The organism is Variovorax sp. GW823-FHT04B03, assembly GCF_058796495.1.
This window is the reverse complement of record NZ_JBXAIT010000007.1, coordinates 1-14,207: the sequence shown is the minus strand read 5'-3', so window position 1 is coordinate 14,207 and position 14,207 is coordinate 1. Positions and strand designations below refer to the sequence as shown.

Annotated in this window: 17 protein-coding genes; 8 read left to right on the top strand and 9 right to left on the bottom strand. The window is 69.6% G+C overall.

Annotated elements, in window-relative coordinates:
• Positions 1-63: 63 nt before the first annotated feature.
• The 4 genes from AC1RAD_RS26890 to arfB are packed head-to-tail and all read left to right on the top strand — an operon-like array spanning position 64 to position 3,172.
• Positions 64-726 (top strand): TetR/AcrR family transcriptional regulator, encoded by a 663-nt coding sequence (locus AC1RAD_RS26890; protein ID WP_489057392.1) that lies wholly within the window; start codon positions 64-66, stop codon positions 724-726.
• Entirely contained in the window at positions 723-1,520 is a 798-nt protein-coding gene (locus AC1RAD_RS26885) for an enoyl-CoA hydratase/isomerase family protein (protein ID WP_492738126.1), read from the top strand. Before AC1RAD_RS26890 ends, AC1RAD_RS26885 begins: the two co-directional genes overlap by 4 nt.
• Positions 1,521-1,563: 43 nt before the next feature.
• Entirely contained in the window at positions 1,564-2,748 is a 1,185-nt protein-coding gene (locus AC1RAD_RS26880) for an acetyl-CoA C-acyltransferase family protein (protein ID WP_492738125.1), read from the top strand.
• A 16-nt stretch (positions 2,749-2,764) separates the two neighbouring features.
• Positions 2,765-3,172 carry an alternative ribosome rescue aminoacyl-tRNA hydrolase ArfB gene (gene arfB / locus AC1RAD_RS26875; RefSeq protein ID WP_492738123.1) on the top strand — a complete coding sequence of 136 codons (408 nt, stop codon included), beginning with the start codon at positions 2,765-2,767 and terminating at the stop codon, positions 3,170-3,172.
• Here arfB and AC1RAD_RS26870 read toward each other — a convergent pair.
• Positions 3,141-3,668, bottom strand: coding sequence for a DUF2306 domain-containing protein (locus AC1RAD_RS26870; RefSeq protein WP_492738121.1), 528 nt, complete (start codon positions 3,666-3,668; stop codon positions 3,141-3,143). The genes arfB and AC1RAD_RS26870 overlap by 32 nt on opposite strands.
• A 136-nt stretch (positions 3,669-3,804) precedes the next feature.
• On the opposite strand from AC1RAD_RS26870, the gene AC1RAD_RS26865 reads away from it, so the two are divergent.
• On the top strand, positions 3,805-4,386 hold the full coding sequence (locus AC1RAD_RS26865) for a DUF3299 domain-containing protein (RefSeq protein ID WP_492738120.1): 582 nt from the start codon (positions 3,805-3,807) through the stop codon (positions 4,384-4,386).
• Here the strand turns inward: AC1RAD_RS26865 and AC1RAD_RS26860 are convergent.
• Entirely contained in the window at positions 4,370-4,876 is a 507-nt protein-coding gene (locus tag AC1RAD_RS26860; RefSeq protein ID WP_492738118.1) for a GNAT family N-acetyltransferase, read from the bottom strand. The genes AC1RAD_RS26865 and AC1RAD_RS26860 overlap by 17 nt on opposite strands.
• A gap of 134 nt (positions 4,877-5,010) precedes the next feature.
• Between AC1RAD_RS26860 and AC1RAD_RS26855 the strand changes: the two genes are divergently transcribed.
• Positions 5,011-5,424, top strand: coding sequence for a GFA family protein (locus tag AC1RAD_RS26855; protein WP_307586142.1), 414 nt, complete (start codon positions 5,011-5,013; stop codon positions 5,422-5,424).
• A gap of 2 nt (positions 5,425-5,426) precedes the next feature.
• Here the strand turns inward: AC1RAD_RS26855 and AC1RAD_RS26850 are convergent, their stop codons facing one another.
• From AC1RAD_RS26850 to AC1RAD_RS26820, 7 genes are all read right to left on the bottom strand, one after another.
• Complete coding sequence (locus AC1RAD_RS26850; RefSeq protein WP_390345074.1) at positions 5,427-6,311, bottom strand: LysR substrate-binding domain-containing protein; 885 nt, start codon at positions 6,309-6,311, stop codon at positions 5,427-5,429.
• A gap of 31 nt (positions 6,312-6,342) precedes the next feature.
• Complete coding sequence (locus tag AC1RAD_RS26845) at positions 6,343-8,073, bottom strand: SulP family inorganic anion transporter (protein WP_492738116.1); 1,731 nt, start codon at positions 8,071-8,073, stop codon at positions 6,343-6,345.
• Between the two features lie 59 nt (positions 8,074-8,132).
• Positions 8,133-8,585, bottom strand: coding sequence for a DUF2501 domain-containing protein (locus AC1RAD_RS26840; RefSeq protein WP_159277523.1), 453 nt, complete (start codon positions 8,583-8,585; stop codon positions 8,133-8,135).
• A gap of 122 nt (positions 8,586-8,707) precedes the next feature.
• The gene (locus AC1RAD_RS26835; RefSeq protein ID WP_492738114.1) at positions 8,708-9,925 is read right to left on the bottom strand and encodes a beta-ketoacyl-[acyl-carrier-protein] synthase family protein; all 1,218 of its coding nucleotides are present in this window, start codon (positions 9,923-9,925) and stop codon (positions 8,708-8,710) included.
• Positions 9,922-10,164, bottom strand: coding sequence for an acyl carrier protein (locus AC1RAD_RS26830; protein WP_062472943.1), 243 nt, complete (start codon positions 10,162-10,164; stop codon positions 9,922-9,924). Before AC1RAD_RS26830 ends, AC1RAD_RS26835 begins: the two co-directional genes overlap by 4 nt.
• A gap of 168 nt (positions 10,165-10,332) precedes the next feature.
• Entirely contained in the window at positions 10,333-11,019 is a 687-nt protein-coding gene (locus tag AC1RAD_RS26825; protein WP_095950754.1) for a phosphatase PAP2 family protein, read from the bottom strand.
• A gap of 65 nt (positions 11,020-11,084) precedes the next feature.
• Positions 11,085-11,978, bottom strand: coding sequence for an AraC family transcriptional regulator (locus AC1RAD_RS26820; RefSeq protein WP_235926665.1), 894 nt, complete (start codon positions 11,976-11,978; stop codon positions 11,085-11,087).
• An 89-nt stretch (positions 11,979-12,067) separates the two neighbouring features.
• Here AC1RAD_RS26820 and AC1RAD_RS26815 point away from each other — a divergent pair, with 89 nt between their 5' ends.
• Together AC1RAD_RS26815 and AC1RAD_RS26810 are read left to right on the top strand one after the other, a co-directional pair.
• The gene (locus tag AC1RAD_RS26815) at positions 12,068-13,318 is read left to right on the top strand and encodes an MFS transporter (RefSeq protein ID WP_492738112.1); all 1,251 of its coding nucleotides are present in this window, start codon (positions 12,068-12,070) and stop codon (positions 13,316-13,318) included.
• A 40-nt stretch (positions 13,319-13,358) separates the two neighbouring features.
• Positions 13,359-14,108, top strand: coding sequence for a sulfite exporter TauE/SafE family protein (locus AC1RAD_RS26810; protein ID WP_492738110.1), 750 nt, complete (start codon positions 13,359-13,361; stop codon positions 14,106-14,108).
• Positions 14,109-14,207: the final 99 nt, after the last annotated feature.

Here is a 14,207-nt window from a genome sequence, read left to right as displayed (position 1 = left end):
CCGGTAATGTCCGTGTTCGCCGCAGTTCGCGGCATCGGGACTTTCCCCGCCCGCACAAACCCCATGCCCCGTTCCACCGCCGTTCCTGCTTCAGCGCCAACCTCTCCGTGGGCGCCTGCCGACCGCCGTGCGCAGCAGCGCGAGGTCAAGCGCATGGCCGTGTTGCGCACGGCCGCCCAGCTCTTCAACGAGCGCGGCTTCCACGCGACCTCGCTCGACGACATTGCCGAGCGGCTCAACGTGAGCAAGCCCACGCTGTACTACTACATCGAGAACAAGGACCAGATCCTGCTGGAGTGCGTGAAGATGGCGCTGGACCTCATGCAGACCGGCATCGGCGAGGTGCGCGCCGCGGGCGGCAGCGCCATCGACCAGCTCAAGGCCTGCATGCGCATCTACTCGGGCGTGGTCACGCAGGACTTCGGCATGTGCGTGATCCGCATCGGCGAAGACCCGCTGCCCGATCCGCTCAAGAAAGAGCTGCGCCGCCTCAAGGCCGGCATCGACGGGCATTTCCGCCGCCTCATCGAAGAGGGCGTGGCCGAAGGCGCGCTGGCGCCCTGCGACCCGAAGATGGCGGCCTTCATGCTGGCCGGCGCGCTGAGCTGGATCGGCCGCTGGTACCGCCCCGACGGCGACCTCACGCCCGACCAGATCGCCGACCAGGGCATCGAGCTGCTGCTCAACGGCGTGCTGCAGCGCGCCCCTACCCAAGTGAACCCATGACGACCCCAGAGACTTCTTCTTCCGCACCCCTGCTGGTGGGCCGCGAAGGCGCGGTGGCCACGCTGCGCTTCAACCGGCCGGCCGCGCTCAACGCCATCGACGTGCCGATGGCCACCGCCTTCCTCGCCGCCGCGCGCACCCTGGCTGCCGACAGGAGCGTGCGCGCCGTGCTGCTGAGCGGCGCGGGCAAGGGCTTCATGGCCGGCGGCGACCTCGGCGTGCTCAGCGCCGATCCGAAGCAGGGCGCGGCCGACCTCATCGGTCCGCTGCACGAGGCGCTGACCGTGCTCGACGCCATGGACGCGCCGCTGGTCGCGCAGGTGCACGGCGTGGCGGCCGGTGCGGGGCTGAGCCTGATGCTGCAGGCCGACTTCGTGCTCGCGGCCGAAGGCACGCGCTTCAACCTGGCCTACGTGAACGTCGGCACCAGCTGCGACGTCGGCGCCTCGTGGGCGCTGCCGCGCCTGGTCGGCATGCGCCGCGCGCTGGAGATCGCGATGCTCGGCGACACCTACGACACCGCCGCCGCCGAGCGCATGGGCCTCATCAACCGCGTGGTGCCCGCTGCCGAGCTCGAAGCCGAGGCCATGGCACTCGCGCAGTGGCTGGCCAAGGGCCCGACCGTGGCGCTGGGCCACCTGCGCCGGCTGATGCGCGGCTCGCTCGACCGCGACCTCGCGAGCCAGCTCGATGCCGAGTCGGCCGCGTTCCAGTCGTGCGCCGCCACTGCCGATTTCCGCATCGGCCTCGATGCCTTTTTCGGCAAGAAGCCCGCGGCCTTCACGGGCCGCTGAAGAATTCGCTGTTTTCGTTTTTTCAATCCAGGAGACCCATCCCATGACCCAACGCGACATCTTCGTGGTCGGCACCGCCCGCACCGCCATCGGCACCTTCGGCGGTGCGCTCAAGGACGTGCCCAACACGCAACTGGCCACCACCGCCGTCAAGGCCGCCATCGAGCGCAGCGGCGTGGCCGCCGACGCCATCGGCCATGTGGTCATGGGCAACGTGATCCCCACCGACGTGAAGGACGCCTACCTGAGCCGCGTGGCCGCCATCGACGCGGGCTGCCCGATCGAGACGCCGGCCTTCAACGTGAACCGCCTGTGCGGCTCGGGCCTGCAGGCCATCGTGTCGGCGGCGCAGGCCATTGCGCTGGGCGACTGCGACATCGCCATCGGCGGCGGCTCCGAATCGATGAGCCGCGGCCCGTACTTCGACACCTCGGCCCGCTACGGCGCACGCATGGGCGACGCGGTGCTGGTCGATTACATGCTGGGCATCCTGCACGACCCGTGGGAGAAGATCCACATGGGCATCACCGCCGAGAACGTGGCTGCGCGCTACGGCATCACGCGCGAGCAGATGGACGAACTGGCCGTGACCAGCCAGCAGCGCGCCGCCGCCGCCATTGCCGCGGGCCGCTTCAAGGAGCAGATCGTTCCGGTCGAGGTGAAGACGCGCAAGGGCGTCGTGCTGTTCGACACCGACGAGCACGTGCGCGCCGAGACCACCGTCGACACGCTCGCGAAGATGAAGCCCGCGTTCAAGAAGGACGGCCTCGTCACCGCCGGCAATGCCTCGGGCATCAACGACGGCGCCGCCGCCGTGGTGCTGGCCGAGGGCGGGCGCGTGAAGGCACTGGGCCTGAAGCCGCTGGCGCGCCTCGTGGGCTACGCGCACGCGGGCGTCGAGCCGGCGTACATGGGCATCGGCCCGGTGCCGGCCACGCGCAAGGTGCTGGAGCGCACGGGCCTGAAGGTCAGCGACTTCGACGTGATCGAGTCGAACGAAGCCTTCGCCGCGCAGGCCTGCGCCGTCATCAAGGAGCTGGGCTTCGATCCGGCCAAGGTGAACCCGAACGGCTCGGGCATTTCGCTGGGCCACCCGGTGGGCGCGACCGGCGCGATCATCACGACGAAGGCCATCGCCGAGCTGCACCGCACCGGCGGCCGCTATGCACTCGTCACGATGTGCATCGGCGGCGGGCAAGGCATTGCCGCCGTCTTTGAACGCGTTTGAGGGCACACTCGCGGGCATGCTCCGCCCCCCACTCCTGATCGACCCCGACGAGGTCGAGATCAGCGCCATCCGCGCGCAGGGGGCGGGCGGGCAGAACGTCAACAAGGTGTCGAGCGCGGTGCACCTGCGCTACGACATCCACGCCAGCTCGCTGCCCGCCGATGTGAAGGAACGGCTGCTCGCCCTGCGCGACAGCCGCATCACGCAGGAAGGCGTGTTCGTGCTCAAGGCGCAGCAGCACCGCACGCAGGAGATGAACCGCGCCGACGCGCTCGCGCGGCTGCAGGCGGTGATCGACAGAGTGGCCACGCCGCCGCGCGTGCGGCGCGCCACCAAGCCCACCTACGGTTCGAAGCAGCGCCGGCTCGAAGGCAAGAGCCAGCGCTCGCAGATCAAGAGCCTGCGCGGGCGGGTGCAGGACTGACCGGCTTGTCGCCGCGCAGCCGCTTGATCTGCAGCGTCACGCCGACCACGTACAGCGCGCCGAGCACCGCGGTGATCGCCTTCAGCTCGGGCGCCTCGGCGTTCGGCAGCAGCGGCGCGCCCAGCGGCAGCCGCGTCAGCGTCTCGGTGAAGGCCGGAATCCAGTGGAAGAGAAAGCTCGCCGAATAAGCGACCGCCTCGATGTAGCGCGATTTCGGCCCGAGCCGCCCATACCCCGCCAGCGCGCCGACGGCCAGCGCCACCAAAGTGATGATGCCCAGCGCATGGGGCTTGCCGAAACCGCCGTGCTGGAAGATGCCGAAGCCCGTGAGGCAGGTCAGCACCGTGGTCCAGACGAAGACCTGGCCCAGGCCGGTGCGCAGCGTGATTTCCTTGTAGCGGAGCAGGGCCCAGATGCCTGCGAACACGGCGATCAGGCTGATCGCGGTGTGAACCGTGCCGAGTGACGTCAATCCAAGCCATCCTGTGGGTGCCATGCGGATCTCCTCGTGGTCGTGGTGCGGCATTCTGGCGCGGCGCCCGCCTTTTTGCCATGTGTGCCCATTCGTTTCAGGACGGGTCTTCCGGCCCGCCCCGAGCGCTGTGTCACCTTCGGCAAGCACAATCGGGGCCATGAGTGTTCTTGTTCGTCGCACGGGAATGGTGCTGCTGATGGCGGTCGCGGGCAGCCTGCTGTCCGCCTGCAGCCCGGACGCGGCCCAGGGGCAGGGCACGGCCGGCGCGCCGGCCGCGCAGGAGATGGCCTGGGACGCGCTGGTGCCCAAGGAGTGGGACCCGACCCAGCGCTACCGCAACATCAGCCTCGAAGCGCTGCGCGACAACGACCCGCGCGCGATCCAGATGCTCGATGAGATGCGCGCCGTCTGGGACAACGCGCCGGTCAACGTCGCGCTCGACGGCAAGCCTGCGAAGCTGTCGGGCTTCGTCGTGCCGCTCGATGCCACGCAAGACGGCATCCGCGAGTTTTTGCTGGTGCCGTACTTCGGCGCCTGCATCCACACCCCGCCGCCGCCCGCCAACCAGATCGTCCACGTGATCGCGCCCGCGCCCGTGAAGGGGCTGCACGCGATGGACACGGTGCGCGTGAGCGGCACGCTGAAGGCGGCGCGCTACGCGTCGGCCGACATGGGCGTGAGCGGCTACGAGATCGCGTCGGCGGCGGTGGAGCGGGTGGCGGTCACGCAGGGGCCGTGAAGGCCGCCAGTTCGCCCAGGGCCGGCTGCAGCAGCCGGTAGCTCAGCCGCTCGGCCACCTGGAACGCGCCGAGCTCTTCATAGAACGCGATGCCCCGCGCATTCGTCGCCTTCACGGGCCAATCGATGCGGTGGCACCCCTGGGCGACGGCGCGCGCCGCGACCCACGCCATGAGGGCGCGGCCCGCCCCGGCGCTGCGGTGGCCCGACTTCACATAGAGCTCCTTGAGCTGGCAGTGCCTGCGTTGTTCCGGTGCGAAGTCGACCAGCGAGAAGACCCAGGTGATCGCGGCCAGCCCGACCACGGTGCGCGCGTCTGCCGACGCCACCACGAGCTGGTGCGGCGAGCCGGGCGCCAGGAGATTGCCCAGCAGGTGTTCGCGCACCAGCTCGCGCGGCACGCGCGCGCCTTCGTTGTAGAAGGCGTGCAGTTCGGCCAGCAGCTCGATGAGCGAATCGTGTTGGGCTTCGGACACCAGATCGACGTGCATGGCATTTCCTTGGGGATGCGTCTTCGTGACTGCTGGATTCTGGCCCGCCCCGGATTCACGACGATCTTGTTACTCCCCGCTCCAGTCCTCGCGCGGCTAGATTGCCCCTCACCACTTCGAAAAGGACAAGAGCCATGAACCCGGCCTACACCGGCGGTTGCGCATGCGGCGCCATCCGCTACGAGATTTCAGGGGAACCCGTGTTCCAGAACGACTGCCAATGCCTCGACTGCCAGCACAAGAGCGGCACGGGCCACGGCTCGTACCTCAGCTTCGCGGGCGCAGAGGTGAAGCAGACCGGCGAGGCCACGCTGTGGAGCCTCAAGGGCGACAGCGGCAACATGAAGACGCGCGCGTTCTGCCCGACCTGCGGCTCGCCCGTGTACATGACCTTCGCGGCGATGCCCGGCGTCTTCACCGTGCATGCCGCCAGCCTGGACGACCCGGGGCGCTACCGGCCGCAGGCGGTCACGTACGCGGTGCGTGGGCACGCCTGGGACTTCCTCGACCCGGCGCTGCCGAAGTTCGAGCGGATGCCGCCGGGCTGAACTCAGCCCATGCGCTGCGACAGGAAGTCGAGGAACGAGGTGATCCGTGCCGACAGTTGCGTGTTGCGGTAGTACACCGCGTTGACCGGCTGGCGCACGTCGACCGTGTCCTTGGGCAGCACCTGCACCAGCGCGCCGCTGGCGCGGTCGGTGGCGGTCATGAAGTCCGACAGGCAGACGATGCCCACGCCGGCCAGCGCGAGCTGGCGCAGCGTCTCGCCGCTGGACGCGACCACGGTGGGCGCGATGGTCCATTCGTCGCCGTGCACGCCGCGCAGCGGCCAGCGGTTGAGCGACTCGGGCTGGGTGAAGCCCAGCAGCGCGTGCCCGGCCAGCTCGTCCACCTTACGCGGCTTGCCGTGGGCGTCGAGGTACGCGGGGCTCGCGAGCACGCGCAGCCGGTGCGTGCCGAGCGGGCGCGCGTGCAGCGTGGAATCGCGCAGCGGGCCGATGCGGATCGCCACGTCGGTGCGCCGCTCCAGCAGGTCGATGGGCAGGTCGTCGGTGTCGAGCTCCAGGCTGATCTGCGGATAGAGCCGGCGGAACTCCGGCACCAGCGGCACGATGGCGTGCAGCATGAAAGGCGAGGCCGCGTTCACGCGCAGCCGGCCGGCGGGCTGCTGGCGGCGCGCGGCCATGTGCTCCTCGGCATCGTCGATCGCATCGAGGATGGCGCGCGTGCGCTGCAAAAAGGCGGCGCCTTCCTCGGTGAGTTCGAGCCGCCGCGTGGTGCGGCGCATCAGCGTGGTGCCGAGCTTCTGTTCGAGCCGGCTCAGCGCGCGGCTGATGCCCGACACGGTCTGGCCCAGCTGGTCGGCCGCGGCGGTGATCGAGCCGGTGTCCACCACGGCGCGGAAGGCGACCAGTTCTTCGATGGTGGTTTTCATGGCGCCCGTGTGGGGGAAGAGGCGCGCGCGGTCAGGCCGCGGCTTCGGCCTCTTCGGGCATGTTGATGCGCGGCATCAGCGCGGCCAGCGCTTCGGCGTCGGTGCGGTAGCTGAAGAGCATCGGCCCCGGCGCGAGCAGGCCGGCGCGTTCCAGCACCTGCATGGCCGGCAGCTTCATGCCGCTCAGGTGCAGGCGCACGCCCTTGGATTCCATCATCCGGCGGATCGAGCCGAACACCTCGGCACCGGTGATGTCGATGCGGTTGATCGGCTGCGCGAACAGGCACACGTCGGTCAGGTCGGGGCGCTCGGCCAGCGCGACCGTGAGCGCGCGCTCCAGCGTGGAGGCGGAGGCGAAGTCGAGTTCGGCGTCCATGCGCACCGCATACAGCTGCGGCGCGAGCGGCGGCAGCTTCCAGAGGTGGCGGTCGCGCAGGCTGCCGTCGGGGTGCAGGCCCACTTCGATGATGCGCGGGTGCAGGTGGCGATACATGTAGTGCGCCAGGCTGGCGAGCAGGCCGCCCAGCACGCCCCAGTAGATGCTCGGCGCGGTGGCGATGGTGAGCACGAAGGTGCCGAAGGCGATGCCGGCCTCCAGCTTCGAGATGCGCCACAGCGCCGTGAAGCTCGACGGCTTCACCAGCCCGAGGATGGCCGTGACCACCACCGCCGCCAGCACGGCCTGGGGCACGTGGTACAGCAGCGGCATGAGCCACAGCAGCGCGCCGGCCACCACCGCCACGCTGAACAGCGTCGCCCAGCCGGTCTGTGCGCCCGCGTAGAGCGTGATGGCCGAACGCGAGAACGACGAGCTGGTGGGGAACGACCCCGTGAAGCCCGAGGCCAGCTTGGCCAGGCCCTGGCCGATCAGGTCCTGGTTTTCGTTCCACAGCGTGCCGGCGCGGCCGTTGTCGACCTTGGCGCTCGAGGCGGTTTCGAGAAAACTCACCAGCGTGATCATCAGCGCGGGCAGCACCAGCGCGCTGAAGGTGTGCGCCGGCAGCAGGCCGGGCCAGTAGAACGAAGGCAGGCCCGAGGGCAGGGCGCCCACCACGGCGCCGCCGCGCAGCGCGTAGTTGATGCTCCAGCTGATGGCGGCCGCACCGGCCACCAGCGCCATCGTGGTCGGGAAGCGCGGCACCCAGCGCTTGCCCAGCCACAGCACGGCGATGCTGCCCAGGCCGAAGGCGATGGCCGTGAGGTCGGGCAGCGGACCGCCCTGCAGCACCTGCGGAATGGTGCGGCCCGTGAAGCCCAGCAGCGCGGGCAGTTGCGAGATCGCGATCAGCACCGCCGCACCCTGCGTGAAGCCGATCAGCACCGGCGAGTTGACCAGCCGCAGCAGCCAGCCGAAGCGCCCCGCGCCGAGCACGATCTGGATCGCGCCCGACATCAGCGTGAGCCACACCGCCATCGCCACCCATTCGTCGCTGCCCGCCACCGCCAGCGGCGCGAGCGACGCGCCCACCAGCAGGCTGGTGAGCGCGGTCGGCCCCACCGACAGCCGCTGCGATGAGCTGAACATCACGGCGATGAGCGCCGGGAACAGCGCCGCATACACGCCCGTGACCAGCGGCATGCCGGCCAGCGCCGCATAGGCCACGCCCTGCGGCAGCACCATCAGCGCGACGGTGATGCCGGCCATGGCCTCGTTGCGCAGCAGCGCGGCGGACGGTCGGGGCCAGCCAAGGCAGGGAACCCAGCGCGCGAGGCGCTGGCGAAGAGACGGTGCGGGGGAAGAGGAGGGGGAAGCCGGATTCATGAAGCGGAGCGCGCGCACGGCGGGCACGCCGCGCGCGGAGAGCGGGAGAGAGAAAGAGCCTAGATCAGTGAGGTCGCGTTTTTCAGGACGTAGTCGCAGGCCTTTTCCTTGACCTTCGACGACAGCCCCTTGAGGTTGAGCGACTTGCCGTCGCCGCCCTTGAGCAGGCCCTTGGCGCCGCTCGCGAAGTCGTTTTCCTGTTTCTTCTGGCCGGTGATCTTGGCCAGCAGCTTGTCCTTGACGGAGGCGGCATCGCCGCCGAGGTAGTTGTTCTTGACGCAGTACTCGAGCACGCCGGCCGCGCTGCCGATGGTGCTGGAGCCGATGGCGGGCATCTTGAAGCCGCCGAGGCTGAGGTTGCTGAGCGCCGAGCCGCCACCGCTGCTGTTGCTGCCCTGCGAGTTGACCGCTGCGCCGGCCTGTTCTTTCAGCTGGTCGAGCAGGTTGTTGGCCTGCACCGAGGCGCCTGCGGCGAGCAGGGCAAGGGCGACGAATGTGGAGCGAACGTGCATGGTGGCCTCCTTGGACGGACATGGGGGGAGAAGCGCCCACCAGCATACCGGAGAGCCCGGAATGTCTCTATCGCGCGGGGCACAGCGCCACGGGGTGCGCACGGCCCGCAAAAGCACGCAGTTCAGCCTCGGCGGAACAGCAGCACGGAGTTCGTGCCGCCGAAGGCGAAAGAGTTGCTGATGGCGGCCTCGAGCCCGGGGGCGGCGCTGTCGCCGGGGGCGACGAGGTTCATCCGGCAGTCGGGGTCGACCTCGGCGCAGTTCGCATTGGGCGGCAGCTCGCGCCGGTGCAGCGCCAGCACCGTGATCAGCGCCTCGATGGCCCCGGCCGCGCCCAGCATGTGGCCGTGCAGCGCCTTGGTCGAGCTGACGCGCAGGGCGTCGAAGTCGCTGCCCCAGACCTCGGCCAGCGCGTTGCGCTCGACCACGTCGCCGATGCGCGTGGCCGTACCGTGGGCGTTGCAGTAGCCCACGTCGCGCGGCTGCAGGCCGGCCTGGCGCAGCGCGGCGCGCAGGGCGCGGGCCTGGCCCGGTGCATCGGGCTTGGTGAGATGGGTGGCGTCGCTGCTCAGGCCCCAGCCGGCCAGCATGGCATAGCGGCGGGCGCCGCGCGCGCGGGCGCGCTCGGCCGATTCGAGAATGAGGAAGGCCGAGCCTTCGCCCAGTGCAAAGCCGCTGCGGTCGGTGGCAAAGGGGCGCACCGCGCCGGCCGCTTCGCCGGGCTGGAACCCGGCCAGCGTCTGCATGGCCTGCCAGGCCAGCACCACGCCCGGGACGATCAGCGCTTCGCTGCCGCCCGCGATGGCGATGTCGACCTCGCCGCGCTGCACCGCCTTGGCGGCCTCGGCGATGGCCACCGACGACGAGGCGCAGGCGACCGAGTACGTGAGCACCGGGCCCAGCACGCCGTTGCGCATCGCCACGTGGGCGGCCGGCGCGTTGGGCATGAAGGCGGGAATGGTGAGCGGCGAGACGCGCCCGTTGCCGCGGTAGGCGGCTTCGAGCGCGGCGGCGCCGCCCATGCCGCAACCGGCATAGACACCGACGCGTTCGGCATCGACGCCGGCATCGCCCAGCGCCAGGCCGGCGTCGCGCAGGGCGAGGTCGGCGGCAGCCACGGCCAGCTGGCTCACGCGGTCGACGCCGGCGAGCTGCAGCTTGGTGAACCAGCGCGTCTCGTCGAAGGCGACCGTGGCGGCGGCGGCGGGTTTGGGGAGTTCAGGAAAGACCGGGGCGATGGCCGAGCGGCCCTGCAAGAGCGCATCGAACAGCGCGTCGGGCGCGTCGCCATGCGGCGCCATGACGCCCAGTCCGGTGACGGCGACTTCGTGCGTGCTCACGCTGTCTTGGCGGCCCGGACCTTGTCGACCAGCTGCGCGAGCTCGGCCAGGGTGTCGATGCTCGCGTCGTCGTCGGGCATGGTGATGCCGAAATGGTCTTCGATGGCGAACAGGAATTCGGCCAGGGCCAGCGAATCGAGTCCGCCGGTTTCACGCATCGAGGCGTGGGGGTCGAGCTTGGACGGTTCGATGCCGTACTTCTCGTGGATCAGGTCCTGCAATTCCTTCAGCGAACTCATCTGCGATGCCTGTCGTCTTGTGCCGCCGTTGATCGATGGGCTGCCTGTCCCTTGCGGGTGGCGGGCCACGGGGTCGATCCCTTCCTCGTTCGGCCTGTGTTGAATGTGATCAATGGTGATTGATGATATCCGCTTCGACCTTAGGGAAATCCTCGGGGCGGCCCCGGATCAACGGGGGCCGGGGCGCCAGCGCAACGAGGGCAGCGCAAAGGCCAGCCCGAGCAGCGCGCCGGCCACCGCGTCGAGCACCACATGCTGCTTGACCGCCAGCGTGGAATAGGCAATGGCGGCAAACCAGGCCCAGTTGATCGCCTGCAACAGCCACGGCGTGCGCGCCGCGCGCAGCACGTCGGCCAGGCGCACGGCGGTGAAGATGGCGACCGCCACGTGCATCGAGGGGCAGGCGTTGCCCGCCGCGTCCACGCCCTGCAGCATCGCGAAGCCGGGGTAGCCCGAGACGTCGATGTCCAGCGGCGGGATCTGCGTCGGCCAGAAGTAGAAGAGGCCCAGGCCGCTCAGGCACAGCGCGCCGATCCACAGCCCGTAGACCACCAGCTCGCGAAAGGTGAGCTGCAGCCCCGGCGCAAAGCCCACGTACACCCACAGCGACAGGTAGGCGCCGAGCGTGTAGGGCTGGAACGGAATCAGGTGGTCCAGCGGCGTCAGCGGCATCACCGTGACCGGAAAGGCCGGGTTGCGCAGCAGGTGGAAGTAGCCGATGAAGAACAGCCAGGTGAAGGCCGTGGTGCCGACCGCCTTCAGCAGGAAATGGCGGCGGATGCGCAGCCAGATGTCGGCGGTCCACGTTGCAGGCCTGGCCTCGGCCGCGATGTGCAGGGGGATCGGTGAGTGCATGGTGTCGGTGTCGGTCGCCGATCTTGCCAGAGCACCATGGCGTGCCCCGTCCATGCCCTGCGGCATCAAAGGGTGGCCGGTCGCTTGCGGTGCTGGAACGAAGTGGGCGAGCGCCCGGTGGCCGCCTTGAACATGGCGCAGAAGGCGCTGTCGGTGGCGTAGCCGCTGGCCGACGCCACCTGGCTCACGGCCATGCCGCGCGCCAGCAGCGGCAGCGCGTGCGCCATCACGGCCTGCTGGCGCCATTGCTGCCAGCTCATGCCGAGCTGGTCGCGAAACAGCCGCGCCACCGTGCGCTCGCTGGCGCCGATGGCGGCGGCGCGTTCGGCCAGCGTGGCGCGGTCGGCCGGGTTGCGCAGCAGCGTCTCGCACAGCTGGCGCAGGCGCTTGTCGGAGGGCAGCGGCACGTCGATGCGGATCTGCGTGGCGCGCTCGACCTCGTCGACCAGGAGCGGCGCGATCATGCGTTCGCGCTGCGGCGCGTGCGGGTCGGCCGGCGGCAGGCCGTCGGGCGTGGTGTCGAGCGCGAGCATCAGCGCGCGCAGCAGCGGGCTGATCTCGAGCACCTCGCACTTCTCCCAGGTGGGCGCGATCCAGGCGTGCAGGTAGACGGTGCGCAGTTCGGCGTCTTCGATCAGCGTGATGCTGTGCGGCATGTTGGCCGGCACCCATAGCGCGCGCGAGGGCGGCACGATGTAGCTGCCGTCCTGCGTGCTCAGGCGGATCACGCCGCGCGTCGAGAACGTGAGCTGCGGCCACGGGTGCTCGTGCAGCTCGACCAGCGTGTCGGCGCTCAGGAAGTGTTCCTTGGCGCGCAGCGGGCGCACCGCGTCGGGGGCGTACAGGTGCGGCGTGAGCGGGCCCACGCTGTTGGTCGGCGCGGTGGGCGTGCCGCGCGCCTTGGCGGGAGTGGCTGGCTCGGGAGCGGGCGGAGCGTGAGGGGGAACGGCGCTTGGCATGGTTTCGACAAATGTTGTCGCTGTATCGCCATTCTGCCGCGTCGGTGCCGCATAGCATCGGTGCCCGCACCGGTTTTTTGTAGCAATCCATGTCATCCACTTCCTCGACAGCCGTTCCCGCCACCACTTTGCGCACCGACGCCCAACTGATCGGGCTGGTCGGCCTGGCGCATGCGGTGAGCCATTTCAGCCAGCTCATCCTGGCGCCGCTGTTTCCCTGGCTGAAGGACGCGTTCAACGTGAGCTACACCGAGCTGGGCGCGGTGCTCACGGTGTTCTTCGTGGTCTCGTGCATCGTGCAGGCGGCCTCGGGCTTCATCGTCGACAAGCTGGGCCCGCGCCCGGTGCTGTTCGTCGGGCTGGGCGCGCTGGGGCTCGCGGCCTTCGGCTATGCCATGGCGCAGAGCTACTGGATGCTGCTGGCGTGCGCCGTGGTCGGCGGCATCGGCAACGGCGTGTTCCACCCGGTGGACTACACGCTGTTCAACCGCAAGGTCGCGCCCACGCGCCTGGGCCATGCCTACAGCGTGCACGGCATCACCGGCAGCCTGGGCTGGGCGCTGGCGCCGGCCTTCGTGGTGCCGATCGCCATCGCCTTCTCGTGGCGCGTGGCGCTGGCCTCGGCCGGCGTGGTGGCCATCGTGGTGTTGCTGATCCTGTGGATCTACCGCGGCGTGCTGGCGCTCGATGCTGCGGCCGTGCACAAGGCCACGGGGCACGGCGAGCCCGCGCCGGTGGGCGGCGAGTTCGACTTCCTGCGTATCCCGGCCGTGTGGATGTGCTTCGGCTTCTTCTTTTTCTACGCCGCCGTGATCAGCGTGGTGCAGACCTTCGCGCCCGTGGCAGCTGGCCACCTGCACGCCGTGCCGGTGGCGCTGGTGGCGGTGTGCCTCACGGTCTACATGGTGGCGAGCGCGGCCGGCATGGTGGTGGGCGGCTTCCTGGCCTCCGACCCCTCGCGCTGCGAGCGCATCGTGGGCGCGGGCTTCGGCGTGGCGGCGGCGCTGGCGCTGGTGCTGGCCTTTGCGCAGTTCCCGCCCGTGATGGTGCCCGTGCTGTTCGGCGCGATGGGCTTCGTCTCGGGCATCGCCGGACCGTCGCGCGACCTGCTGGTGAAGAAGTCGACGCCGCCCAATGCCACGGGGCGCGTCTACGGCGTGGTGTACGCGGGCCTGGACATCGGCCAGGCCGTGGCGCCGCTGGTGTTCGGCCGGCTGATGGACCACGGCCAGTACACGAGCGTGATCGTCGGGCTGGCGCTGGTGCAGGGCGTGCTGATCGCCAGCGCCTTCAATGTGCGGCGCGTGCGGCGCACGGCGCTGGTGCCTGCGTCGGCGTAAGCCACTTGGGCGCGGGGGGCGGCCCCCTATCATCGGCCGCATGCAAGCCTTGTATGTCTATGTGATCGTCGGCGCTGTGCTGGCGGGGTTCGTGCAGGGCCTGTCGGGCTTTGCCTTCGGCATGGTCGCGATGTCCGTGTGGGCCTGGACGCTGGAGCCGCAACTGGCCGCCGTGCTCGCGCTGTTCGGCGCCCTCACGGGGCAGGTGATTGCGGCGCTCACGGTGCGGCGGTCTTTCGAAAAACGCATCCTCTGGCCCTTCGTGCTCGGCGGCCTGGTCGGCGTGCCCTTCGGTGTGTGGCTGTTGCCGCACCTGGACATCGTGCTGTTCAAGGTGTGCCTGGGCACGCTGCTGGTGCTGTGGTGCCCGGCCATGCTGATGTCGCAGCACTTGCCGAAGATCACTTTTGGCGGTCGCGCAGCGGACGGCGTGGCGGGTGCCATCGGCGGTGTGATGGCGGGCATCGGGGGCTTCTCGGGTGTCGTGCCCACGTTGTGGTGCACGCTGCGCGGCTTTCAGCGCGACACGCAACGTGCTGTGATCCAGAACTTCAATCTCTCGATGTTGGCTGTGGCATTTGCGGTGCATGTGGCTAGCGGGAGCATTGGGCGTTCAGTTGTGCCGTTGCTGGTGCTCGTTGCTGCGGCTGTTGCGGTGCCGGTGTTGTTGGGGGCTCGGTTGTATATCGGGATCAGTGAAGCGGCGTTTCGCAAGATCGTGTTGAGCTTGTTGACGTTGTCTGGGGTTGCTATGTTGGCTTCGGCTTTGCCTGCCTTGCTGGCTCGTTGAACTTGGCGCGTGGGTTTGCTTTCCGGGGCCGGGAGTTCCGCCCGGCGGCGGACTCACTTTCTTTTGCTTCGCCAAAAGAAAGTAAGCAAAGAAAAGGCG